Origin of the sequence: Nocardia sp. A7, from assembly GCF_046549215.1 — a bacterium.
In the GTDB taxonomy this organism is placed as follows: domain Bacteria; phylum Actinomycetota; class Actinomycetes; order Mycobacteriales; family Mycobacteriaceae; genus Nocardia.
Genome location: NZ_JAJPWE010000001.1, coordinates 2,016,929 through 2,041,511 on the forward strand (window position 1 = coordinate 2,016,929; position 24,583 = coordinate 2,041,511).

The window sequence follows — 24,583 nt, forward strand, 5'->3', positions numbered from 1 at the left end:
CCAACGCCACCCAGAGACTTCCGCATCCCGGCGGCCTCGACGATCCGACGGTGCGTCCGGGTTCCGACCGGACCGTGCGCGGCGCGGGCGACGACATCGCACGGACGACCCGTGCGGGTGGCGCCGCCACGCGTGCCGGTGCGGGTCACCGCCCCGGCGGACCGACCAGTGGTGAACGACGCGTCACCGCGGGCGGCCCGGTGTCGGGCGAACGTCGCGCTCTCGCGGGTGAGCGTCGCCCCGGCGGCGCACCCCCGCCCACCGGACCGCGCAACCGCCGCGACGGCAGCGGGGGCGATGACGACGACGCGGTAAAGAAATTTCCGTGGCTGATCGTCCGCCGGACGCTCTATGTACTGATGGCCCTGGCCATCGTCGTACCCAGCGCGGTGTTCCTTGTCGCCTACACCGCGGTGTCGGTACCCAAGCCGGGCGATCTGGAGACCAACCAGGTCGCCACGATCTTCGCCGCCGACGGCACCACCGAGATCAGCAAGGTGGTCCCGCCGCAGGGCAACCGCACCGAGGTCTCGATCGATCAGATCCCGCCGCATGTGCGCAATGCCGTGATCGCCGCCGAGGACCGCGACTTCTACACCAACCCCGGCTTCTCGGTCTCGGGCTTCGCCCGCGCCGCCCGCGACAACATCCTCGGCAAGGAAAGCGCCGGTGGTGGTTCCACGATCACCCAGCAGTACGTGAAGAACGCGCTGGTCGGTGACGAGCGGTCGATGACGCGCAAGATGCACGAACTGGTGATCTCGGCCAAGATGGCGCGGCAGTGGAGCAAGGAAGACATCCTTGCCGCCTACCTGAACACGATCTACTTCGGTCGTGGCGCGTACGGCATCGACGCCGCCGCGAAGTCCTACTTCGGCAAGCCGGTGCAGGAACTGACCGTGGCCGAGGGCGCTGTGCTCGCCGCGACGATCCAGCTGCCGTCGATGCTCGATCCGGAGAAGAACCCCGAAGGCGCGCGCACACGCTGGAACTACGTGCTCGACGGCATGGTCGAGGAGAGCAACCTGCCCGCCGCCGAACGCCAATCGATGCAGTACCCGCAGGTGGTGACGCTGGAATCGCTCGGCGACAAGAACAACGACGAGGGCCCGTCCGGCCTGGTGAAGAACCAGGTGCTCCAGGAGCTCTCGACCGCGGGCATCAGCGAGCAGCAGCTGAACACCGAAGGCCTGCAGATCACCACCACGATCGACCAGAAGGCCCAGGACGCCGCGATCAAGGCCGCCCAGGGCAAGCTCGAAGGTGAGCCGGAGAACCTGCGCACCGCGGTGGTTTCGATCGACCCGCGCACCGGTGCCGTGCGCGCCTACTACGGCGGCAGCGACGGCCAGGGCTACGACTTCGCCAATGCCGGTCTGCCGACCGGTTCTTCGTTCAAGGCGATCGGCCTGGCCGCGAATCTCGAACAGGGCGTTCCGCTTTCGCAGCTGTACGACAGCTCGCCGATCACCGTCAACGGCATCGAGATCGGCAATGTCGAGGGTGAGGGCTGCGGCATGTGCACCATCGCCGAGGCGCTCAAGCGTTCGCTGAACACCAGCTTCTACCGCATGCAGCTGGATATGCAGAACGGTCCGCAGAAGATCGCCGATATGGGCCACAAGCTCGGTATCGCCAAGGAACTGCCCGGCATCGGCGAGACGCTGACCGAGCCCGGCGGCGTCGGCCCCAACAACGGCATCGTGCTCGGCCAGTACCAGTCGCGCCCGCTCGACATGGCCTCGGCCTACGCCACGCTGGCGGCGTCGGGTATCTATCACGCGCCGCACTTCGTGCAGCGGGTCGTGACCGCCGACGGGCAGGTGCTGCTCGATCGCGGCGAGCCCGCCGGCGAGCAGCGGGTGAGCGCCGCCGTGGCCGACAACGTCACCGCGGCGATGAAGCCGATCGCGGCCTACTCGCGCAACCACAACCTGGCCGGTGGCCGGGACTCCGCCGCCAAGACCGGTACCCACCAGCTCGGCGACACCGGCAACAACCGCGACGCCTGGATGGTCGGTTACACCCCGTCGCTGTCGACCGCGGTCTGGGTCGGCACCGAGCAGGGCGAACCGCTCAAGAACTACGGCGGCGGCAGCATCTACGGTTCCGGGCTGCCTTCCGATATCTGGAAGGCGACGATGGACGGCGCGCTGTCGGGCACGTCGAACGAGTCGTTCCCCAAGCCCGCCCCGATCAAGGGCCAGGCCGGTGTGCCGGAATGGTCGGCGCCCTACACCGCGCCGTCCACCACCGTTCCGGCGATCGTGCCGCCGGTGATCGTGCCCTCGCAGGTCGAGATCCTGCCCGGCATCCGGATTCCGGTGCCCGGGGTGCAGCAGCCCGCGGTGCCGCAGTCGCAGGCGACGCCGGAGACCGGTCCGGGCCCGCTGCCCGGCCAGCCGACGGCGGGGCCGGAGGGCGCGCCGACTCAGGCGACCCGGCCGGGCAACAGCACCGGTCAGGGCGGTGGCAATGACGAAGAGAGCAGCGGCGCGGGAGCCACACCGACCCGATCCCGGTAGTCACCGGTAGCCTCGGATGTCGTGACCGATCAGCAACTCGCGGACCAGCCGGCGTCGAGTGGTACCCGGCCGGACCGCGAGGCGCGGTATGTGGCGCCCGCCCGGCTCGCACCCGACCTGCGCTCGATCGACGCGCGCGACCGGCCGAGCCGCAACGACTCGCTGACCGCGCAGCTGTCCACCGTGGTCGGCGGCCCGGTCGGCGATCACGCGCTGATCGGCCGGGTGCGGTTCTGGACGCCGCTGCGGGTGATGTTCGCTTTCACGGTGATCTTCCTCGCACTGGGCTGGACGGCCAAGGCAGGCTGCATCCAGCAGACCAGCGACGGCAACGGCGGGCTGATGCTCGACTGGAACGACGGGCGCCAGTACGTGGCCATGTGCTACTCCGACACCGTCCCGCTCTACGGCGCCGAACGGCTCAACGAGGGCGCGTTCCCGTACAAGAAGTCCTGGACCGAATCGACGCCCGACGGTGGCACCGAGACCAGATACATGGAGTATCCGGTGCTTTCGGGGCTGTACCAGTACGCGGCGATGCAGATCGGCAATGTCTGGGACCACCTGCCGGTGCCCGGTGCGATGTCGGTGGTGGTGTACTTCAACGTTGTCGCACTCGGCCTCTCGCTCGGCTGGCTGATCACCGTGTGGGCGTCGTCGCGATTAGCCGGGCGGCGGGTGTGGGATGCGGCGCTGATCGCGCTGTCACCCTTGGTGATCGTGCACATCTTCACCAATTTCGACGCTCTCGCAACGGCATTCGCGGCTACCGGGCTGTTGGCGTGGGCGCGGCGTAAACCTGTGCTCGCGGGTGTACTCCTCGGGCTCGGCGGGGCGGCGAAGCTGTATCCACTGTTGCTGCTCGGGCCGATCGTGGTGCTGTGCTTGCGGATCGATCCGATGCTGCGTCAGCCTGCCGCGCTGGCAGGCTCGCGGTTGCGTGATGTCGACAGTCTCGACGCCGCGCGCACCTGGTTGCGTGAAACACCCGCCAGGACACACCTTTTCGCCTTGCGCCCGCTCGGCGCGGCCACCCTCACCGTGCTCGCCGCGGCGGGCACCTGGGCGGCGGTGAACCTGCCGATCGGGGCGCTGTATCCGCAAGGGTGGCGAGAATTCTTCCGGCTCAACACCGCCCGGCACGCGGATCCCGATTCGATCTACAACGTGATCACCTCGTTCACCGGCTGGGAAGGTTTCGACGGGCCGATCGGTCACGGGCAGCCGCCGACCATTCTGAACACGGTCTCGCTGCTGGCCTTCGTCGCCGCCTGCGCGGGCATCGCCTACCTGGCCCTCACCGCAGCCCGCCGTCCGCGCCTGACCCAACTGTGTTTCCTCGTCGTCGCGGCCTTCCTGCTGACGAACAAGGTGTGGAGCCCGCAGTATTCGCTGTGGCTGGTGCCGCTGGCGGTACTGGCGCTACCGCACCGGCGAATTCTGTTGGCGTGGATGACAATCGACGCCCTCGTCTGGGCTCCACGGATGTACTACTACCTCGGCGAGGACAGCAAGGGCCTGCCCGAACAGTGGTTCACCGGCACCGTCATCCTGCGCGACCTGGCGGTCCTGGGCTTGTGCGCCCTGATCGTCTACGAAATCCTGCGCCCCCAGAACGACATAGTCCGCCGCGACTTCGTCGACGACCCCGCAGGCGGCATCCTCGACCGCGCCCTCGATCCCCTCCTCCCCTGGCTCCCCGAATTCCTCCGCCCGAAGCAGGCCACGATCAGCGCTCGACCGGTGTCAGTGCTGAACTGACCCCACGGGGCCAGCCTTGTTCTCTTCCATCTCCCTCAAGACCTGGCGACCGGTCACATCGACCCGTTCTCGGGCCGCGGGACGATTCGGCCCGCCTCGACGAGCGAGTCCCATGCCGCCGCCTTGCGCCGACACAACCACTGTGCGGCGATATCCCACACCGTAAGTTGCGGTGCCATTGCCTTCTGCCCCCGCATAATTCACCCTTCTGTTCGGGTTGGATGCTCCACCCGGCGCCGAAGTCTCGCGGCGCCCGGCGCCGGGGAGCAACGTCAACACTGCCGCTCGCCGATGTGTACGCGCGACGACAACGGGGGCGTCAATCGGCACATATCAAGGGCGACATTTCGGCGTCATTCGGGTTACCGTTGCACTCATGCGGACAACTCCGAATACGGCACTCCGCGCCGCACGTACGGCCCGGATCATGAGTCAAGACGACCTCGCCCGCCCCTGCGCGAAGTCGGGTGCACCAGCGCGACGAAGCGCCTTGTTCAACGATGGGAATCCGGCGAGACCACCCAACCGCGACCGAGCCACGCGCGTGCGCTCGAGCGGGTGATGGGACTTCCCATCGAAACGCTCGGCTTCGGCACGGTTCGTGCCGGGCACGACGTCAGCGGGGCGCTCGCCGCAGCCACGAGGTCGAGTCGCCAATCAGCGCGATATCGGCAAGTCCTGCCGAGTCGACACCGGCCCGGACAGTCGGCGATTTCTCCGGAGTGTGGCTGTCACGTTACGAGTACTACTCGAGCGGGCGGGAATCATCGTTCACCGTCGCGCATTACGCCGTCGTACTACAGCACGGGAGCCACATCACCGTCCGGAGCTTGCCCGGCTCGTCGCCCTCGACGATCGAACTCGACCTCACCCTCGACGGTAATGTAGCCACCGGCACCTGGGCCGAGCGCACCGCTGTGGAGGGTTACTACCACGGCACCCGCTACCACGGCGCACTCCAGCTACTCGCCGATCCGACCGGCAACCGGCTGGCCGGTAAGTGGCTCGGGTTCGGTCAGGACTTCGAGATCAATTCTGGCCCATGGGAATTAGTGTTACAGAACCCGAGTACCAGCAAGGCGACAATCGAGGCCTACCAGCGGCCACCGGCATAGACCCTTCGCTCGGCTCAGAACTTCCAGTTCATCACCTGACGCTGCGTCACTGTACTCAGGAACCGCACGTGATCGACCGCGTTGACCACACCCATACCGCGGGGAGTGAACGATCCTCCCAAGCTGACTGCAGGAACACAGCCATACATCGTAGATGAATTAAGGCCGCCCAGTCGCTTATTCAGCCGCCGAAACAACGGTTTGTCGTCGTCTCCGTCCTCGTCCAGCATCTCGTTGTCAGACCTGAGAGCTACCAACAGTTGTATTACAACATCCAAGTTGTCGACCATATTTGACGACTGGTCAACGGGAATGATGAATCCATCTTGCGGGACAATTGTCAGACTCCTTCCTGTATTCTTTCCCCACAATGTCATTCGCCCAAAAGCCGTACGCGTAAATGGGATCCATTCATCGCGAAACGGCAGGTCCACGCCGGATATCCAATCGTCGACCGCAGGCATCCACTCTTCCGGATCGCACAACCAGAACAGCCCATCTGCGTAGCCGGAAAACCCCACCGCGCGCCAAACATCAAGCAGCAGATCGGGCACAACCCCCGAAAGCATTTCAGCTGCGCGACCAGCGGGTTCCGCAGTCATGTAAGCCTTACCCAGCTTATCTAGCGCCTGCGCGAGTCCAATATCACTCAAGGATTCAAGCTCCATTCAACATTCGTCAATTCGCATGCCTGTCGACCGCTTAGTCAGTTCGTTGACGCACCACTTAAAGAGTCGATGAAAAAACCTTGAGGAATTTTCGATTATGCCTGTTGTCACGTAGATCCGCAGAAGCCCTATGCATTTCCCGATCCATTATGAACCGTGCGCAGTTGCTACCCCGCCCACCGCTTGCCACGCGCCAACACAGTTGTCCACTGTCTATCAGAACTTCCAGTTCATCACCTGACGCTGCGTCACGGTATTCAGGAACCGCACGTGATCAACCGCGTTCACGATCCCCATTCCACGGGGCGTGAACGAACCACCCAAGCCGACTGCCGGAACACATCCGTATATCGTGGACGCATCGAGCCCGCCCAGTCGCTTCCGGAAAACCCCACCGATCGCCAAATATCCAAAAGAAGATCGGGGACGGGGCCCGATGTATCCATCTACAATTCGATCTTCGGCCGCCACTGCCAAATACGGAGTGCCGAGCTTTGAAACTGCCTGATCTACGCCTATACCTTGCGAGGATTCAACCGCCATAACAAATAATTGGCTAGTACGATGACCTGTCCGCTAGGCGCCGAAGGCCGTCACCACATCGCAGTCGGACGCACGCGCTCAGACAGCGCTCCCGATTCAGAATTTCCAGTTCATCACATGGCGTGGTGTCACCGTGCTCAGAAAACGCACGTGATCCACCGCTTTTACGATCTGCATTCCTTTCGGCGTGAACGAGCCGCCCAATCCAACGGCGGGAACGCACCCATACATCGTAGATGAATCGACCTTACCCAACCGCTTACACAACCGGCGGAACATTCGCTTGCCGTCATCCCCATCGAAATCCGTTTTGGCGGGATCCGGGTTGGCGCCGACCAGGATCTGCGCACACCTGCTGTACTCGGTATCCATCATTTCTGACCGATCGTTCGGAATCACAAACCCATTGTGCGGATAAAATGACAGACTCCTCCCGGTTCGTCTACCCCACAGGGAGACCGAGCCGAGCGCGGTACGCGTAAAAGGCACCCATTCATCATCAAACGGCAGTTCGAGCCCGTGGAGCCAATCATCGACCGCGGGCTGCCACTCATCCGGATTGCACAGCCAAAACGCACCATCCGAATACCCAGAGAACCCAGCCGAACGCCAGACATCAAGCAGAATATCGGGCACAACACCCGAATACCGATCGACAATATGATCATCTGCCGGGACAACAGAATACGGTGCACCCAGCCTGGCAAGCACCTGCTTTACCCCAATTTTGCTCAAGGCTTCAACTCCCATCTGACATTCACCAGTTGATGCCCTCTTCCTTCGTTTACCATCTGTTGCACGTAGTCGTGAAGGCCCTTATTCTTCTTACCCTTCCACTGCTCACCGATTGACTTGTTGACGCTTGCGTTGCGAGCCTTGGAAGCCCAAGAGCGCTTCGCCAGTTCGCTAGCGCAGCATTTAGGGGGCCGAGGTGGAGTTGAGACGTGCACTTTCGATCACATCTGGTGTCATGAAGACCCGAGGAAGTTCTATATGAAATGGAGGCCTCCACCATGCCGGAACGTAACCGTCTGGCAGGTACTCATACACAAAACAAGACGAGCACCATTCCCATAGCCGTCCTGTGCCAGTGAATTCAGATCCCCGAATCCGGCATGGCCTGGCTACATCAAGCGCGTACCATTGATGGAGTGAATGGTACGTGCAAGAGGGGCAAGCGCCTGGTACCTTCATCCCGTGTGTGGCGGTATTGAACAGTCGGCGCCAGTCCCTTTCGATTGTGTTCGGCACGCTGCGCCATTTATCGATCATCGCTGGCCCTCCAGATACGGAATTATCCGTCCCTCGGGATACGACGACTTATTTGGACTCCGCAACGTGATAGCGAGATCATGCACAGGCTCCTTGAGCGCGTCGAACAAAGCACCCGAACTCCTATCTAGGTTTGCCTGCGAGTTATTCATGTTTCATATCCGCCGCCCTGTGCCTTCAATCCGCTCGTGCGACGAATCTAGCATGCCACGCGGGTTGCCGTCTTCTCTATTACGCTGGCTATCCCTTACTCTTCACCCTCTTCTCCGGCGCCTCCCGGGGGATACAGTAGATCGATGAGACGGTCTACCTCATTTGGATCAACTCCGCACGGCTGGTAGCTGAGGCTCCTAATATGCTCCAAGAACGTCAGTGGTGGTGCGACATGATGCGCGCGGACATAATCCGACCATGACAACGGCCAAACCCACACCCCATCCGTCATTTCGCCTATCCGAACAAAACCGCCACCCTCGGCTAGAAGGGCATCGCCAGCCAACCCTGGAGACATCAGCAATGGCTCGCAATTTTCTAGGAACGAAGCGACCCGATCGGCTTCCTCTTCAACCAGCATTTCTGGGACCAGTTCGACGATTTCCGCTGAATCGCCAATCTTTCGCGGAGCCGGCCATTTTACCATTTGCATTACCCCTGTCACTTTGTTGTTTGAGTAGAGCCGTGCGGGTAGAACCATTTGAACTTGCCAGCGATCTTAGAATTCATCGATACCCCGTCCGAAGCAAACGGGGCGACTCTTGTCGCTCCACTTGGGTACACCCACAGTACATCAGTCGGCGCGAGAACGCGGACGCCTAGTTTGTTCGATAGATTCTGCGCAAATCCTTTTGCTTCTTTGCCGGTCGAACATGAAATCAACCGAATTGGCTGACCTGGAATCCAGCCTTTCAATCGGATAAGTTTAGAGATTTCGCGGTGATTAAACAATCGATGATTCTGCGAGAGGTACGCCGCACCGTCCTGTATCTGTAGTCCGACACTATGTGTGTGTCCATGCACGCCGACATCGAAGACGCCGTCGATGGGCTTAATTTTGGGTGAGTACTTGGCTAGCACGTCACTTACGTGGAACATTGTAAATCCAGGACGATTGCCAGCGAACGGGATGATCGGAAGTCTCAGCGGTGTATTCCCCGACGAATTGAGCGGGGCCGCAGCTGACGCACCGTTGCCCGGAAGGCTGTGCGCAGGAGTTTGCGTTTGCGGAGGCCCGGATGCCCGGGCTGGCCCAGCAGCGCTTCCCCGGGGACCCAATGTTCCGCCCTGGCGTTGAACCCATCCATTTCGCGGAGGGCCAAATGTCAGTTGAGACTGGTTGGACAGGATCGAGGCTGTATGTGTGGTTTGGCCCGACGTGTTGGCGGCAGCAGGGTATAGATTCGGGGAATTCTGCCGAGTCGAGAAGGGTGGGGTGCTTGCAGGGCGAGTAGCGTCCAAGAGCGATGTTTGGCCAGTTCGGTCCGGAAAACGGGTGTACTGGGCCTCGGCAGGCAACGGTCTGGTCGGAGGTGAGCCTGGCGCACCTGATGTTCGTGGCGCACGCACAGTCGCAACTGGGTCGTCAAGTCGAGGCGCCAACGAGGGGCTGGTCGTGCTCGGGGGCGCCGCCCCAGCGACGGGGCGCTGACGGTAGTTGTCGACAGCGTCTGTGAGTTGCCGCTCTTGTGCGGCTCTACCGATGCGGGCCGCGTCGACAGCATTGTCGGCCGACGACATGGCCTCCCACATTTTCGGTGCGATCCTGCGGATGCCGGCTTTCGCTGCCGCGCCTGTGAGAGTCCCGAGACCGGGGATAAGCAGTGCAGTGTTGATTCCGAGTTCAGTGGCCGCCCAGGCGATCTCCGCTCCGCTGTAGTCGCCTCGGTCATGAGCCGCGTCCCAAAGAATTATCGCCGGTCCGACTGTCGAAGCCACGAGGAAGTCGTTGACTCCTTGTTTCAGATCATTGGCCGTGAGCGCGGTGCGGCTTGCCTCGAGCGCTTGCTGACGCAGCTCAGCGGGGCTGTACATCGGCGGGCGCGTGTTGTCGACGGTGCTGTAGGGGCTCGCGGCGACCGGAATCTTTTGCTGGTCGGCAACCCACGCCGTGATTGTGGGATCGAGCCACGGGATCCCGGCTTGGTTGAGCCGCTGCACAGCGGCGAACCGTTCCTCGAGCTCCGTCTGGTTGCGGGGTTGGTGCTGAGCCCAGACCAGATCGTTGAACTGTTCCCCGGGCGTGTACATAGCCGCCGTCAGCCGCGCTTGCGCCACGTCGTAGTCAGCTGGACGACCTGGGCCTGCCCAGACGACGCGCCCGGCATCGAAGGCCCTCAGGTCCTCCTCGAGCTGCTGCTGCGAATAGCCCGAGCCAGTTCGGAATATCGTCTCCGGATTCGTGATAGCCCGAGGGACAACCCCTGGTTCAGCCAGGGGAACGGGCACCGCGCATTCGACGACTGCCTCGATCGCAGAGTCATCGGTGATCTTCGTCGTGGTTATCGGAGCCAGGCCAGGGACGCTCGCGGTCGTCTCGGTGATGCGAATTCCGTTGGCAGAGCTAGATGTCTGCTGAATCGAACTTCCTTCAGGAAGCACCATGGCAACCACCAAAGGAACCGATGATTTCGGATCAATCTCCGGATAGTCGGGTACTGCAACGGGATTCGTTCCACCAGGGAGGATGCCCAGCTCTTGCAGGGGTGATGTCGTCGGAGTCGAGGGAGTGGTCGTCGGGGCACTCGTGGCAGGAGGCGAAGTCGGCGCCGGAGCCTGGGGGACGGTCCCCGGGGCCGATGGCACAGTAGCCTCGGTTCCAGTCGGGCGATCTTCCCTCTTCTCGGATAGATTCGCCTTCGCATTCGGGTCCGACTCCGCATCCGCCTCCTTCCGCACGGGTAGGTCGAACGGAGCGTCGATGGCGTCGGCCTGCACAGGCGATTGCCGCGCATCATCGAGTAGTTTTCGGCTGTTCCAGATCCGATTCAACTGCCGCGCGGCATCGGCTGGTGACGACACGGAGATGTTGAATACTCTTGGCTTCGTGTTACTTTCGGCGGGACTGACGGCTGTCGCCGGCGTCAACGAGTTGCGCCATGCGATACCTTGGGCTACCCAGTCCGGCGGGGCCGTCATCGCATCGCCCCAGCGGGACGACGGTATCGACTGAGCCGTTGAGCGATCGCCCGGGGATAGGGACCGAGGGCGAGGCAGTCCGTTTTGAGCACGGGAACTCCTGAGTGCAGGCACGAAAAAGCCCCGACTGATCAGCCGGGGCTTCAAAACGTGATGTGAGTAGTTGCGGTAGTCCGGTGAGGCGTGGTCAATCCGACGCCGCACGGGATGAGCAGGACCAACTACGCCGACGGCATCGTGTCGATTGCCGATCAAGGGGGAGGTCTCTGCGGGGTCGAACCGCTCGCGCCAGGAGTCGAGTGTCTGCGACCGAGGGCAGACGGGTACCCGAACAACTTCGAGAAAGATGGGGGTAGAAACGAATTGGCCACAGCGCGGCCCGACCGATCAATTGTCGATCAGCAGATGGCATCCGTCAATGGCAGGTTGATCAGCCCTGGTCACAGCATGAATCACTACCGAGGTTCAGGGCGTTGTCGGCTGAATATCGCTGCGGCGTAAGCTCTGTCGTTCACGCCGACTCTCCGTCGCGCCTTCGCGAACTGGCACACCGGCTCTACGTTCGCAGGTAGCGGGCTTGGAGTTCGGGTTCGGCGGGGAGCATGTCGAGGTCGAGTTCCCAGGCGTTGCCTGTCCATGGGTCGAACAGGGGGGTGCCCGGCATGGTGGGTAGGTGCCTGCAGGACTGGGCCAGCAGATCTACCGGGCCGTCGCCGGATTCGCCGCTGCCGCTGCCGACGATGACCAGGGACAGGCCTATCAGGTCGCCGCGGACCATCAGTTGGCCGAGGCGTATCACGTCGCTGGACTGGTAGCCGTGGGGGAAGTCGGCGGCGACGAGGATGCGGTGTTCGGTCGGGGGGACGGCTTGTCCACTGTTGTAAGCGATGTCGGCCAGCTCGGCGGCGTGGGCCAGTTCGGCGAGGCGGGCGGAGATGTCGCCGTGGTCGGTGATCACCGGGCCTGCCAGCAGTGGCGCGAGGGGGGTGGCGAGGGCGCGCAGGCCGCCGGTGAGGTCGATCAGGTCGACCTTGGTCGGCTTGTCGGGGATCGCGGCGACCAGGCGTGCCAGCAGTGCGCCGACCACTCGTGCGGCGGCGGCGCTGGATTCGGTGTCGACCCAGAGTGGCCGGTTCAGCGGCACCGGAACGCAATACGGCACGCGTAGGCCGCCGCGGTCGAGAGCGTGGAGTTCGCCGAGCCGGATGCCGTCGCTGCGGGCGGCGCGGGTGGTCCAGGCGGGAGCCAGCCAGGAGGCCAGCGCGGCGGGCATGGACGCGTCGGCTTCGGCGATCTCGTGGCCGAGCTGGTCGCTGTCGCGACGGTGATTGGCGTCGGCGACGGCGACGAGGTCGTCGTGACGGCGCTGGGCGGCGGTGCGAGCCGCGTCGGCCGCGGGGGTATTGCGAGTCGCCGGGTTCGACACCGCTTCGGAGAGTTCCTGGTCCAGGCGTTTGGCCGCGTAGTCGCGGGCCGAGACCAGGGCGGCGGCCGAGCGGGCGGCGTCTTCGAAGATCATCCACATGCGTTGCAGGCCGTGGTCGACTTCGAGCGGAATGCCGGATGCGGGAACGGGTCTGGCGATCGTCTCGGTGGGGGCGCTCGGCGGTGCCAGTGGTGCGGGCTGCCATGCCTGCGCCGCGGCGGGCTCGGGGGCGGTCACGCCGTGCGCGGTGAGCAACTGCGCCGCGCCACCCGCGTAGCCCTGACCGAGCGCCCGCAACTTCCAGCCACCACCGCGCCGGTACACCTCGAGGCAGATCAGCGCACTCTCACCGGCGGTCGGCGCGATGACGAATTCGGCAGCGGGACTGCCGTTTTCATACAACGACGCGGTGACCGCGCCGAGCGTTTGCCCACCCGCGACGAACAGCAGCACCGCATGCGCGTCGGACCTGAGCTGCGACAGCGTCAGCTCCACCGCCGCCCCCGCGAAGCTCACGCCAGGGGCCGCGGGCCGCGACGCGCACACGTGATCGTGCGCGTCGCGAACCCGTAGATCCTCGCCGACCACCAGCGCCCCGAGTTCTACGGTGCCGGTGGTCTGCGCGGTGAAGCGCACGGAATCAGCGGTCAGAGCAGTGTTCTGCCCCGCCTTCAGGTGAATCACGGTGTCTGCCTGCTCTGTCTCGGGTCAGTTGCCGCCGAGGAATCGGCCCAGTTGCGGCACCGCTTCGCCGGGGTGTTTGGCGTTGAAGCCCTCGCCGAGCGCCTGCATCTTCCAGTCGCCGCCGACCCGGTACACCTTCGCCATCGCCATCGCGGTGAACGGCATGCCACCGGTGAGGGTGTAGCGCGCCATCTCGCCGTTGGTGGTGCCGTCGATGAGGCGGCTGAACGCGTTCTGCACCTGCTCGAAGGAGTGGCCCTTGTACGAGGTGACGATGAACAGCAGCGTGGTGATGTGCGCGGGGATCCTGGTCAGGTCGACGAGGATCATCTCGTCGTCGCCGTCGCCCTCACCGGTGAGGTTGTCACCCTGGTGGCGCACCGAACCGTCCTTCGACGACAGCTGGCCGTAGTAGGCCACGTCGACGAGGTTCTGGTCGGCGAACAGGCAGACCGAGGCGTCGAGGTCGATGTCGACGGTGCGGTTGCCGAACATTCCGCGCGTGCGCACCGGGTCCCAGCCCAGGCCCATCTTCACGAAGGTCAGCGCGGCGCCGCCCTCCTTGCGCAGCGTGACCCGCTGGCCCTTCTGCAGGCTGACCGGGCGATCCTTGCTCAAACTGATCTCGCCGGGCTGCTGCGGCGCGCCCTGCGCGGGCGGCGGGTAGCCCTGTCCCGGCGGCGGCGGGAAGCCACCACCGGGCGGGGACTGGGCCGGGCCGGGCGGGGGCGGATAGCCGCCACCGGGCGGGGCGTAGGCGGGTGCGGGCTGCTGCGGGTAGCTCGGCGCGGACTGCGCCGGGTACGCGGGCGGTGCCTGCTGCGGCGGGGGCGGCGGGGGCGCCTGCTGGGGCGCGGCCTGCTGCGGGGCGGCGGGGGCGGGCGAATCATCCACCTGCACACCGTGATCGGTGACCAGCGCGGCGAACCCACCGGCGTAACCCTGGCCGACCGCGCGCACCTTCCAGCTGCCCTGACGGCGGTACAACTCGAGCGCGATCACGATGGACTCGGCGTTGAGACCCTCGATCGTGTAGCTGAACAGCTGGTTGCCCGAGGCGTCGGAGACGATCGCGGTGGGCGGCGCGGAGCGGCCGAAGTTGCTTGTCGCGTCGTCGAGGGTGATCACCGCGCGAATCTGATCGATGTCGGCGGGCACCGCGGGCAGCGAAACAGCAAGGGAGGCAGGCTGACCCGCGGGTCCGGGGCGTAGATCGACGCCCGGCCCGCTCGGCTGGTTGTAGAAGACGAAATCAGCGTCGGTGCGGACCTTGCCCTGCTCGGTCACGAGCAGTGCGGACAGGTCGGCCGGAGCGGTGAGTTGGAGCGAGATCACCACGTCGCTGACGGCCAGCGGGCCGTTCTGGCCCTTGGCGAGTGTTGCAGACAAGTTCGACCCTTCGCTTGTCGTTTGGTGGGGGTTCCACGGCAGTGCTTGCCACTCTACGAGAAACCGGGCGTATGCGTCCGTGCTCTGTGGGCCGGGCATACTTTCGCCTGATCGGTTAGGGTGACGTCGCAGTCGGAACGGGCGGTAGAACCGCCTTCGCAGAGGGGACGGGCGCACACCTGTCATGGCGCAATTATTCGAAAAGTCGACGAAGGTGATCGAGGCCCAGCTCGCGGGAACGAGCATCCGCGCGATCTCGGGCTCGATGGTGGCCTACGAAGGCAATGTGCAGTTCAAATCGGCCGGGTTCGGCGGCGGCGAGGGCGTGCTCAACGGCCTCAAGCGCCGCGCCACCGGCGAGAAACTGTCACTGATGGAGTGCAACGGCAACGGGCGGGTGTTCCTGGCGGTGAACGGCCAGAACGTCACCGTGGTGAACCTGAACAACGAGACCCTGCAGGTGGAGTCACAGCAGCTGCTCGCCTTCGCGGGGAATCTGCGCACCGATGTGCGGTTCGCCGGGGTCGGCGGGATGTCGTCGGGTGCCGGGCTGTTCACCACCACGGTCAGTGGGCAGGGCCAGGTGGCGCTGCTGTCGGCCGGTGGGCCGCTGATCCACCTCGAGGTGTCGCCCGCGTATCCGCTGATCGTGGACCCCGACGCGTTCGTCGCCTCGCGCGGCAATCTCAATCAGTCGTTCGTCACCGATGTGTCATGGCGGACGATGGTCGGGCAGGACGCGGGTGAGGCGTTCTCGCTGCGGTTCGATGGTCAGGGCGTCGTGTTGATTCAGCCGGCGGAACGGTAGAGGCGATGTTCGAGAAGGTCAACAGCAAGGTCGTCAAGGTCAATGTCGGGCAGGCGGGCGGCGTTGTCGCTCGTTCCGGCGCGATGCTGTTCTACACGGGTCAGGTCGCGTTCGCGCCGCATCAGATCCCCGGCGCCGGTCAAGGCATGGGCGGCGGCGGCTTGATGCGGATGGCCGGGCAGATGATGGCCGGTGAGCACGAGCGGACCATGCTGGCGCAGGGAAACGGTGAGGTTCACTACGGATTCGCCGGTCTCGAGGTGCACGTGGTGCAGATGCAGCAGGGTGCGGTGTTGCGCGCCGAGGCTTCGCGGCTGCTCGCGCAGTCAGCCGGCCTGCAGGCTTCCGTTGTTTCGGTGGCCAGTTCGGGTGGCAGTGGTGGTGGCGGTGGCGGTCTGATGGGCGCGCTGCGCGGTGCCGCCGCGGGTGTCGCGACCGGAACCGGCATGTTCACCACGCAGCTCAGCGGACAGGGTTCGGCGGTGCTGCTCGCGCACGGTGGATTCCTGGAACTGCCAGTGGGCGGGCCGAATCCGATCGTTGTCGACCCGCAGGCGTTCGTCGCCGCGTACGGCAATGTGCAGACCGAACTGAAATCCGCGATGAGCTGGCGCGACGCGGTGGGTCGCGGTGCCGGCGAGGCCATGCAATTGCATTGCCACGGACAGGGTGTGGTGTACGTGCAGGCCTCCGAAGAGAAGTTGTGAACCGATGAGCGAAATCCTCTCGCCGATGAATCTCGTTGCCAGCGACAATCTTCCGGGCAACAGCTACGCCTACTGCATCGACCTGACCGGACCGTGGTTCATGCGCAAGGGCGCGATGATCGCCTACTACGGCCAGATCGAGTTCCAGATGCTCACCCACGGGCTGCAGGGCGGCCTGATGCACATGGTGAGCAGTCAGTTCTCGGCGCCGCTGTTCGCCGGTGACTATGTGGTGGCCCAAGGCCAGGGCAAGCTGATCATCGGCGACCGTGGCTACGACATCAATTCCTATGACCTCGAAGAAGGCAACCTCACCATCCGTGGTGCGAACCTGTTGGCCTTCGAGCCGGGCCTGGCGTTGAAGCAGTCGATCGTGCCCGGGTTTCTCACGCTGATCGGCACCGGAAAATTCCTGGCGTCGTCGAACGGGCCGGTCATGTTCGCCGAACCACCACTGCGCGTCGACCCCGAATCGCTGGTCGGATGGGCTGATTGCCCATCGCCGAGTCACCACTACGACCAGGGTTGGATCGGCAGCTTCCTGGCGGCGGGTGCGGCCAGGATGGGCGCCAACTCCGGCGAGGAACGGCAGTTCGACTTCACCGGTGCGGGCACCGTGCTGATCCAGTCGACCGAGAAGATCATGAGCGACAACGCGCTGGTGCGCACGATCGAGGGGCAGCTGCAGAGCGGCGTCACGGTCGGTGGGCTACAGCGCATCCAAGGTGTGATCGCTCAGCAGCTGGCTGGTCAACAGCAGCAGTACTGATTTCTTACGCCGACACCGTGGTTCGCTGAGCGGCGGCGTGGAACCACTCGAGGATTTCCTCGCCTGCCAGGATTCCCGTTGATGTGGTGATGGTCAGGTTCGGGGCGGTGAAGTTCAATTCTTCGAGTTCGCCGTGGCGAGGGCGGATCGCGGCGTCGGCCGCCTTCAGCATTTCGGCGTCGAGCCCACCGTCACCCGCGGTGAACAATGTTGCTCCGCTGGCTAATTCGCCTGATTCGATGAGCCTTGTGCGGACTTCGGCGACGGCGAGACTCTTACAGACAGCGTCGGGCATGGTGTAGATCTTGCGCCCCTGTCGAGACGCCGACCAGCCGTTGGCGCGGCACCAGGTGTCCCACTCGGCGAGGAAGCCGACGGGGACCTCGTCGGGGCGGACCACCAGGTAGCAGAACAGCCCGTCGGCCTCGCGGTACTTGGTGACCCAGGAATCGTCTATGCGGGACCGCAATTCGGCGCCGACGTCAGCGAGGGTGGATCCGGACGCGTTGACCTGATCGTCGATGGCGACGCGCCAGGCCGGATCGGCGATGCCGTCGACGAGGATGTTCCCGCCGTTGCTGGTGATCGCGTAGCGCCACGGGGCACCGGGGAGAGTGATCCGCTGGAACTGTTCGATCGTGCGGGTGGTCGTGGGAATCACCGGGGCGATCGCGGTGAGTTCGCGAAGGGCGGTGATCGCGGTGGTGGTCATATAGGAGAGCGGTTCGCCCTCGTAGTACTCGACGCACTCCTTCGCCACGGCCTCGGCACCACCGAAGCCGTTGCGGGAGAAGATCATCGTGCGATCGAGATCGGTCGCGAAGAGGGACTCGGCGGTCACCGGGGTAACTCCTTGATCAGACCCATGCAGGAGTAGGCCAGGTCGGGAACCACTTCCACCGGGACATTGCGCGCCGCGGCGAGCAGGCGGATGTGGGCGTGCTCCGGTGCGTCTGCCTCGCGGACCAGCACCCGCCACGGTACCCGGCGCAACAACACGCGAGTGGTCTCGCCGACGCCGGGCTTCACGTAATTGACTGTGCTGATGTCGTATTCGGCACGCACCTTCTCCACCGAAGCCCAACCGGACCAGTCGGGAGTGCGGTCCGAATTCTGGATCGCGGCGACGGCGCCGGGGACCCGGTCGCTGATCGCGGCGAAAGCCGCTGTGACGGTGTCGATCAGCTTGTTCGAGACGTCGGCGTCGATCAGGTCGCGGTAGAACTTGGCGCCGTGGAACTCGCCGGGGCCGATCAGCTCCGCGTTGAGGACAGTTCGCGAAACCAAGCCGGAGACAGTCGAGTTCAGGCACGCCGAGGCGATCAGGAAATCGTCGCGGGTGCCGTAGGTGCGCACACAGTTCGCGGGGTCGGCCAGGACCACGAGCTCGTCGTTGAACCTGGCGCCACCCGCCGCGTGGTACGCGTCGAGGGCGGCGGTGAGTTCGTGGGTGATCGCCCCCTTGCCGGTCCACCCGTCGACGAAGACGATCGAGGACGGATCGTGGTGGTGGGCAAGGTAGTCCAGCGCTACGGCGTCGATGCCGCGATCGCGCACGATCGAGACGGCGTAGTGAGGGGTCGCCAGCGGCGCACGGCCGATGCCACTGGCCAGCCAGCGGCGCATGAGCACGCCGACAGGGGTGCCCGCCCTGGCCAGCGAGACCAGGACGACATTCTCACCGCGTTCGGCGACAACGAGTTCCGCCACGGTCGCGACCGCCAACGCCAGACGTTCGGCACTGTCGGCCAGCACCCGATCGAAGAGCTCGCAGTATTCGGCGTCGGGCTGGAATTCCACCGGCAGCGACTCGGCATAGTGGGCGACACCGGCCTGGATGCGCCGTTCGCGTTCGGTCACATCGGCTTCGAGATCCGCATCCGAGAGATCTTTCAGCAGCCACGAAACATCTTCGGGCGCATAGGAACCGAACTCCGGTCCGCGCAACGCCGCAGGGAGATCGCCGCCGAGCGGACGACTGTTGATCGCCGGCTTGTCCAAGTGCGAGGCGAACGCCGCCTCCGGCTCAACGGTGCGGTCCGCGTGCAGCGCGCGAGGATCCGCACCCGGCAGCACCGCGATCAGCACGTCGGCACCGGAAGCGGTGAGTACGTCGACCAGCCCGCCGGGGGCGAGCAGCTCGGGGGTGTCGGCCGGGGGATCGATGACGACCAGCAGGACCGGATCGGCGTCGGGCCACTGGGCGTTGTAAAGGTAGCGCTGGGCCGTGGGGTCAGGTTCCGGGGCGGTGAAACGGAAGCCGCGGCGCAGGGGGTAGCCGGGTTCGTCGAGGACGTATGCCGGTGAGCGGGTGGTGGTTTGGAAGCGGGTGGGGGTGCCCGCGTCGGCGAGGTCGGCGGCCAGGCGCAGGGGGAGGTACATGAGTTCTTCGTGGCCGATGACGATGACCGGGCGGTGCGCGAACTCGGCGTCGAGGCGGGTGTTCACCTCGTCGGCCAGGGATTTCACCGCGACGTCGAAGGCGGCGTTGTCCGAGCGGAGGGTGCCGTGTCGGCCGCCCTCGGGAATGTCGGCGGGCCAGGTCAATTCGATGCGGCCGTACGAACCGGGTTGGGCTGCTACCGGATTGAGCTGCGGGTCGGGCAGGGAATTCACCGTGTCGATCAGCCCGGACGGCAGCTCGGTGCGACCGGAGGCCAGGCAGACCGTGTCGATGCGCGCACCGAGTTCGGCTGCGGCAGCTTCGAACTTGATCCGATCAGCCGGGGTGCGCATATCCACCAGCGAGGCGAGCACGTAGTGCGAGCGCGGTGCGAAGGCGTGCAGTGCGCGGACGGCGTCGATAGCCGTGTCGCCGGTGGAGATCTCGTCGTCGACCAGTACCAGGGGGAGATTGTTGGCGAAGATCGCGGCCGGGGCGGGCTGGAGCAGGTGCGAGGTGGCGTGCGAGTGGCCCTCCTCGAAACCGGTCAGCGTGGTGGCTCGCGGTTCGTTCCTGCGGGTGGAGTGCAAATAGCAGCCCGCGTCGATCCGTGCTGCCACACAGTGACCCAAACCTGTAGCGGTCTCGGCGAATCCGAGTACGACAGCTTCACGATCGCCGAGCACCTCGCGCACGAGATCACCCAGGCGGTTACCCGCACCGATCACGATACGCGGATCGGTCGGCAGGTGCTTGCCCAGCACCGTGGACACCAGCAGATGTGCCCGGCGTGGATTGCGGCGCAGACCCGGCTGGACCAGGGCACCGATCGAAAGCTCACCAGGCAGGGCGTCCCCGCCCGAGCGCGCGGCGAAGGATTCACCGTGATGCAGCTCGATACCGAGATTCACCGTCGCCCACGGTGTTTCGAACGCACTCATTCGGCGATCATCGCTGTCAGCAAATCCACGAAGGACACTCCCTTGTTCGCGACCCCGAACGCACGGGCCCGAACCAGCGTCTGGCGGGCCCAACTGCGATGCGGGCGCATCTCGTTCATCTTGTTGCGGTACTCCGAGGCCGCGACACCACCGACATCGGCCGCCATGATGTCGAGCGCGTCGGCGTACTCCTCGTGGGTCACCACCTGCAGCGCGTGCACGACGGGCACGTGCGAGGGGTGGATCACCGTCTTGCCCTGGATGCCGTTGGCCCGGTCGAGGGTGATCTCGCGCAGCAGGCCGTCGAGGTCGCGGCTCACCAGGTACTGGCGGAACTTCACCGCGTCGGATTCCTCGAACGGCGCACTGCGCAGCTGCGGCCGGAACATCCGCTCGTGGTCGGCGAAGTACTCCCACACCGGTCCGGTGATGATGAAACCGGTGCCGTCGACGCGGCCGAAGTAGTTGACGATGTCGGCGATCACGTCGGCGATCACCCGCACGTCGTAGATCGTGAGGTCGCGGTCGCGACGGATGCCGAAGGTCGAGCACATGTCGGTGGCGCCGATCCGCACGGCCAGCAGCTGCTCACGATGCTCAGCGAGCAGTTCGGCGATGCGCGAGAGCTGCTCGTCGCGGCTCTGGCGGTGCACCAGGTTCGCCGATTCGAGCACCGGCATCGCGTAGACGGGGCGGCCGAGCCTGCGGTTCGCGTCGTCGAGCGCGGCCAGGTAGTCGGGCCCGCTGACGGCGTCGAACTTGGGGAACACGAAGCCGGTGAGCACAGCGGCACCTGGCCCGAGCGCGGAGACCAGTTCGCCGACCGACGCCGCGTCGCGCACCCGGATGAACAGCATCGGGTTCGCGTCCTCGCTGCGTGCGAGTAGGTCGAGGGTGTCCACCGCGTGCTGTTTGGCGGCCTCCACCTCGTGATCGGCGACGGCGTCCTCGAGGTCGATCACCATCGAGCACACCCCGCGCGCGGCGCGTCGGCGGATCGTGGCGGCAAGGTCGGGGCGGGTCGCGGGCACGTAAAGGGTGGCGCCGAGCGCGGTCGCCAGCAGCTCCCGGTCGTCGTGGCCCTGGATCGGCTCCGGTTCGACCAGGAACAACTCCCGGCTGCGGGGTCCCTGCAACTGCTGGAAATGGCGCAGCGGCGCCTGCTTGCGCAGGCAAACTTCCGGTGCGATGGCGTAGCCCGCGGTCATTCCCCCCACCTCATCTGTCGGCCCATGTCATTTCTACTTTTCGGCAATGTGTTTTCGGATCCGCTCGACCACACCCGCGATGAACTCTGCGACGGTACCCAGCTCGGTAACATACGCCCAGTAGTCTGGATGGCGACCAGTCAGTCCAGCGGTGATGCGGTCGAGGCGTTCGGCTTGTGCATCGAGAACCGAACCCCACTCGGCGACCAGACCTCGGTCGACCGCGAGCATCTGCGCGTCCCGCAGCCGGAATCGTACGGTGCGCGCCTGAACTTCGGGGTCGCTACGTACCTCTCGTAACAATTCGAGGCGCCGGGTGACGGCGTCGACCAACTGCTCGGCCTCGGCGAGGTACTCGCGTGCGGTGGCGGTCAAATCAAGGGCGGTCTCCGGATCACGATCTGCTGCCGCGACGCGCGCGCCGACCAGCGCCTCGTCGGCGGCGTCCATGCCACGACGGCTTTCCCGCTCATTGTTGGTCAAGTCCGCCGAACTCGCAGCACTGAACTCTCGCAACAACGCGGAATAGGCTGTCCCCAGTGCCCCGGCGCGATTGCGGACGGCGGCCAACCGGGTGGTCACCGACGCGATCGCGTTCGCCGCGGCCGAGGCACGAGAAGGTGCCTGCGCCAACGCATTCGACAGTTCCGCGGTCGCCTGTTGCACCTGCGCCGCGGCCTCGCGGGCCCCCGCGACCGCCGTGCCGGGATCGGCCGAGGAGGCTGTGAGCAGAGCCTCATTCAGCCTCCTTACACCACCCTCGACAGAGGGGTATTTCGTGAAGCCGGACGACGCGGCGGCGGTGAGCACCTGCTCGGCTTCGGCCCGCACGTGGGTCAGCAGCTGCGGCACCGACGCCCGCACGGTCGCGGCTTCGGCGAGGCCGTTGCGATGCGCGTTGTAGAAATCGTCGACCCCACGTGCGGCGTCGTTCAGCTGACGGACCAGCAGGTCGGCCCTGGCCGGACCGTCGGCGATCGGGGTCCCCGCGGCCTCGGCGGCGTCCAGCTCATCGGTGAAGCTCAGATACGCGCCCGCCGCGGCGTAGCACCGCGCCCGCACCGGCTCCCAGACCGCACCGATCCGGCGGTCGGGAAAGACCTGCTCACTCGCCAACACACCCGCCTCCGCTGCCGACTGCCTGCGATCCATATCCAGGAAGGCGGTCGACGTCGCGGCCCGCGCCCCGCTGATCCACTCATGATCCGCCCCCGACCTGAACCATCCGCGTCTGCGAGGTGTCACCTGCACGTCCCCTTTCCGAACCATGCATGGGGTCCGCCCACTCACTGCCTCGATGGTAGGAGATTCCCCCCGTTAACCTGGGCTGCAGGCAGTTCCTACGCAAGATCCGGGAAACCTATTACTGTCGTAGCGGTACCCGGCGATTCGGACATGCTGGGAAACGACACACCGGACTAACCGAAGGGATTCCCGCATGGGTGTCAGTCTGTCCAAGGGCGGCAACGTTTCGCTGAGCAAAGAGGCTCCGGGCTTGACCGCGGTCTCGGTCGGCCTCGGCTGGGACGTGCGCACTACCACCGGCACTGACTTCGACCTCGACGCGAGCGCCATCGCGACCGGCGCCGACAAGAAGGTCGTCTCCGACAAGCACTTCGTCTTCTTCAACAACCTGAAGTCCCCCGAGGGCGCCATCGAGCACAAGGGCGACAACACCACGGGTGAGGGCGAAGGCGACGACGAGGTCATCGACGTCGACCTCGCCAACACCCCGCCGACCATCGAGAGCATCTTCTTCCCGGTATCGATCTACGATGCCGAGACTCGCTCGCAGTCGTTCGGTCAGGTACGCAACGCCTACATCCGCGTGGTCAACAAGGCCAACGGCACCGAACTCGCCCGTTACGACCTGTCCGAGGACGCCTCGACCGAGACCGCCATGGTCTTCGGCGAGCTGTACCGCAACGGTGCAGAATGGAAGTTCCGTGCTGTCGGTCAGGGCTACGCCTCCGGCCTGTCCGGTATCGCTCGCGACTACGGCGTCAACGTCTAGTCATCATCGCGAACAGGGGGCTCGGATCATCGAGCCCCCTGTTTGTGCGAAACAGAAAGGTCCCTCCGCGTGATAACGCGCATCTTCGGCCTGTCCATCGCCCTCACGGTGGCCTCATTGGTCGTGGCCTACCTCTACGGTGGCCTGACCGCACTCGCACTGTGCGCGATCCTCGGCATTCTCGAGGTGTCGCTGTCATTCGACAACGCTGTCATCAACGCCACCGTCCTGGAACGGATGAGCGAGTTCTGGCAGAAGATCTTCCTGACCATCGGCGTACTGATCGCCGTGTTCGGTATGCGACTGGTGTTTCCGCTGGCCATCGTGTGGGTCACCGCCGGACTGAACCCGGTCGAAGCCTTCGACCTGGCACTCAATCCGCCGGACAACGACGCCGCCACCTTCCCCGACGGCAGCCCGAGCTACGAGACCCTGCTCACCGACGCGCACCCGCAGATCGCGGCGTTCGGTGGCATGTTCCTGGCGCTGCTGTTCCTGAACTTCATCTTCGCAGAGCGTGACATCACCTGGCTGAGCTGGCTCGAGAAGCCACTGGCCAAGGCGGGCAAGCTCGACATGCTGTCGGTGGTCGTCGCCGGTACCGGTCTGGTGCTGGTCGCCGAGTTCCTGGCCAAGGACGACGATCGTTCGACCGTGCTGGTCGCCGGTCTGCTCGGCATGATCGTCTACATCCTGGTCGACGGACTCGGCTCGATGTTCCATACCGAGGAATTCGAGGAAGGACCGCAGGGCGGCCCGTCCACGCTGGTCAAGGCGACCGGTAAGGCCGCGTTCTTCCTGTTCCTGTACCTGGAGGTGCTCGACGCGTCGTTCTCCTTCGACGGTGTCATCGGCGCGTTCGCCATCACCTCCGACCCGATCATCATCGCGCTGGGCCTCGGCCTGATCGGTGCGATGTTCGTCCGGTCCATCACGGTGTACCTGGTTCGCCAGGGCACGCTGTCGGACTACGTGTACCTCGAGCACGGCGCGCACTGGGCGATCGGTGCGCTGGCGACGATCCTGCTGGTTTCGATCGGCGTGCACGTCAACGAGCTCATCACGGGTCTGGTCGGCGTGGCGTTCATCGGCGCGGCGCTCATCTCCAGCGTCTTGCGTAACCGCAAGGCCGAGCCCGACGCTGTGGCGGACGCCAAGGAAACCACTCCGGTCAGCTGATCCACGGCCGAACAGTCGCAGCGGCGGCGAGTCCCCTTTCGGGATTCGCCGCCGCTGTC

Annotated in this window: 18 protein-coding genes; 8 read left to right on the plus strand and 10 right to left on the minus strand. The window is 65.0% G+C overall.

Annotation, left to right across the window (positions count from 1 at the left end):
• Positions 1-359 precede the first annotated feature (359 nt).
• Together ACLJPD_RS09190 and ACLJPD_RS09195 are read left to right on the plus strand one after the other, a co-directional pair.
• Entirely contained in the window at positions 360-2,525 is a 2,166-nt protein-coding gene (locus ACLJPD_RS09190) for a transglycosylase domain-containing protein (protein WP_410871977.1), read from the plus strand.
• A gap of 21 nt (positions 2,526-2,546) precedes the next feature.
• Positions 2,547-4,286: a glycosyltransferase family 87 protein gene (locus ACLJPD_RS09195; RefSeq protein ID WP_410871435.1), complete on the plus strand. Its 1,740-nt coding sequence runs from the start codon at positions 2,547-2,549 to the stop codon at positions 4,284-4,286.
• 53 nt (positions 4,287-4,339) lie between these two features.
• Here the strand turns inward: ACLJPD_RS09195 and ACLJPD_RS09200 are convergent, their stop codons facing one another.
• On the minus strand, positions 4,340-4,465 hold the full coding sequence (locus ACLJPD_RS09200; protein WP_410871436.1) for a hypothetical protein: 126 nt from the start codon (positions 4,463-4,465) through the stop codon (positions 4,340-4,342).
• A gap of 651 nt (positions 4,466-5,116) precedes the next feature.
• Here ACLJPD_RS09200 and ACLJPD_RS09205 point away from each other — a divergent pair.
• Positions 5,117-5,401 carry a hypothetical protein gene (locus tag ACLJPD_RS09205; protein WP_410871437.1) on the plus strand — a complete coding sequence of 95 codons (285 nt, stop codon included), beginning with the start codon at positions 5,117-5,119 and terminating at the stop codon, positions 5,399-5,401.
• 14 nt (positions 5,402-5,415) lie between these two features.
• Here ACLJPD_RS09205 and ACLJPD_RS09210 read toward each other — a convergent pair whose 3' ends face one another.
• From ACLJPD_RS09210 to ACLJPD_RS09230, 5 genes are all read right to left on the minus strand, one after another.
• Positions 5,416-6,069 (minus strand): GAD-like domain-containing protein, encoded by a 654-nt coding sequence (locus ACLJPD_RS09210; protein ID WP_410871439.1) that lies wholly within the window; start codon positions 6,067-6,069, stop codon positions 5,416-5,418.
• Between the two features lie 639 nt (positions 6,070-6,708).
• Positions 6,709-7,362 carry a GAD-like domain-containing protein gene (locus ACLJPD_RS09215; RefSeq protein WP_410871440.1) on the minus strand — a complete coding sequence of 218 codons (654 nt, stop codon included), beginning with the start codon at positions 7,360-7,362 and terminating at the stop codon, positions 6,709-6,711.
• Between the two features lie 1,176 nt (positions 7,363-8,538).
• The gene (locus tag ACLJPD_RS09220) at positions 8,539-11,016 is read right to left on the minus strand and encodes a hypothetical protein (protein ID WP_410871441.1); all 2,478 of its coding nucleotides are present in this window, start codon (positions 11,014-11,016) and stop codon (positions 8,539-8,541) included.
• 556 nt (positions 11,017-11,572) lie between these two features.
• Positions 11,573-13,126 (minus strand): TerD family protein, encoded by a 1,554-nt coding sequence (locus ACLJPD_RS09225; protein ID WP_410871442.1) that lies wholly within the window; start codon positions 13,124-13,126, stop codon positions 11,573-11,575.
• A gap of 24 nt (positions 13,127-13,150) precedes the next feature.
• On the minus strand, positions 13,151-14,515 hold the full coding sequence (locus ACLJPD_RS09230) for a TerD family protein (protein WP_410871443.1): 1,365 nt from the start codon (positions 14,513-14,515) through the stop codon (positions 13,151-13,153).
• A gap of 184 nt (positions 14,516-14,699) precedes the next feature.
• Here ACLJPD_RS09230 and ACLJPD_RS09235 point away from each other — a divergent pair, with 184 nt between their 5' ends.
• From ACLJPD_RS09235 to ACLJPD_RS09245, 3 genes are read left to right on the plus strand one after another with little or no spacing between them, the layout of a single operon-like run.
• Positions 14,700-15,323, plus strand: a complete 624-nt coding sequence (locus ACLJPD_RS09235; RefSeq protein ID WP_410871444.1) for an AIM24 family protein — start codon at positions 14,700-14,702, stop codon at positions 15,321-15,323.
• Positions 15,324-15,328: 5 nt separating this feature from the next.
• Complete coding sequence (locus ACLJPD_RS09240) at positions 15,329-16,030, plus strand: AIM24 family protein (RefSeq protein ID WP_410871445.1); 702 nt, start codon at positions 15,329-15,331, stop codon at positions 16,028-16,030.
• 4 nt (positions 16,031-16,034) lie between these two features.
• Positions 16,035-16,799 carry an AIM24 family protein gene (locus ACLJPD_RS09245; protein WP_410871447.1) on the plus strand — a complete coding sequence of 255 codons (765 nt, stop codon included), beginning with the start codon at positions 16,035-16,037 and terminating at the stop codon, positions 16,797-16,799.
• A 4-nt stretch (positions 16,800-16,803) separates the two neighbouring features.
• On the opposite strand, the gene ACLJPD_RS09250 is transcribed toward ACLJPD_RS09245, so the two are convergent.
• The 4 genes from ACLJPD_RS09250 to ACLJPD_RS09265 are packed head-to-tail and all read right to left on the minus strand — an operon-like array spanning position 16,804 to position 22,450.
• Complete coding sequence (locus ACLJPD_RS09250; protein WP_410871978.1) at positions 16,804-17,598, minus strand: HAD family hydrolase; 795 nt, start codon at positions 17,596-17,598, stop codon at positions 16,804-16,806.
• A 38-nt stretch (positions 17,599-17,636) separates the two neighbouring features.
• A complete protein-coding gene (locus ACLJPD_RS09255) occupies positions 17,637-20,123 on the minus strand; it encodes a phosphoribosyltransferase (RefSeq protein ID WP_410871448.1) in 2,487 nt (828 codons plus the stop codon).
• Positions 20,120-21,331, minus strand: a complete 1,212-nt coding sequence (locus ACLJPD_RS09260; protein WP_410871449.1) for an HpcH/HpaI aldolase/citrate lyase family protein — start codon at positions 21,329-21,331, stop codon at positions 20,120-20,122. The genes ACLJPD_RS09255 and ACLJPD_RS09260 overlap by 4 nt, the downstream gene beginning before the upstream one ends.
• Positions 21,332-21,364: 33 nt before the next feature.
• Positions 21,365-22,450 carry a hypothetical protein gene (locus tag ACLJPD_RS09265; protein ID WP_410871450.1) on the minus strand — a complete coding sequence of 362 codons (1,086 nt, stop codon included), beginning with the start codon at positions 22,448-22,450 and terminating at the stop codon, positions 21,365-21,367.
• 319 nt (positions 22,451-22,769) lie between these two features.
• Between ACLJPD_RS09265 and ACLJPD_RS09270 the strand changes: the two genes are divergently transcribed.
• The gene (locus tag ACLJPD_RS09270; RefSeq protein ID WP_062990541.1) at positions 22,770-23,345 is read left to right on the plus strand and encodes a TerD family protein; all 576 of its coding nucleotides are present in this window, start codon (positions 22,770-22,772) and stop codon (positions 23,343-23,345) included.
• Between the two features lie 69 nt (positions 23,346-23,414).
• Positions 23,415-24,524 (plus strand): DUF475 domain-containing protein, encoded by a 1,110-nt coding sequence (locus ACLJPD_RS09275; RefSeq protein WP_410871451.1) that lies wholly within the window; start codon positions 23,415-23,417, stop codon positions 24,522-24,524.
• Positions 24,525-24,583: the final 59 nt, after the last annotated feature.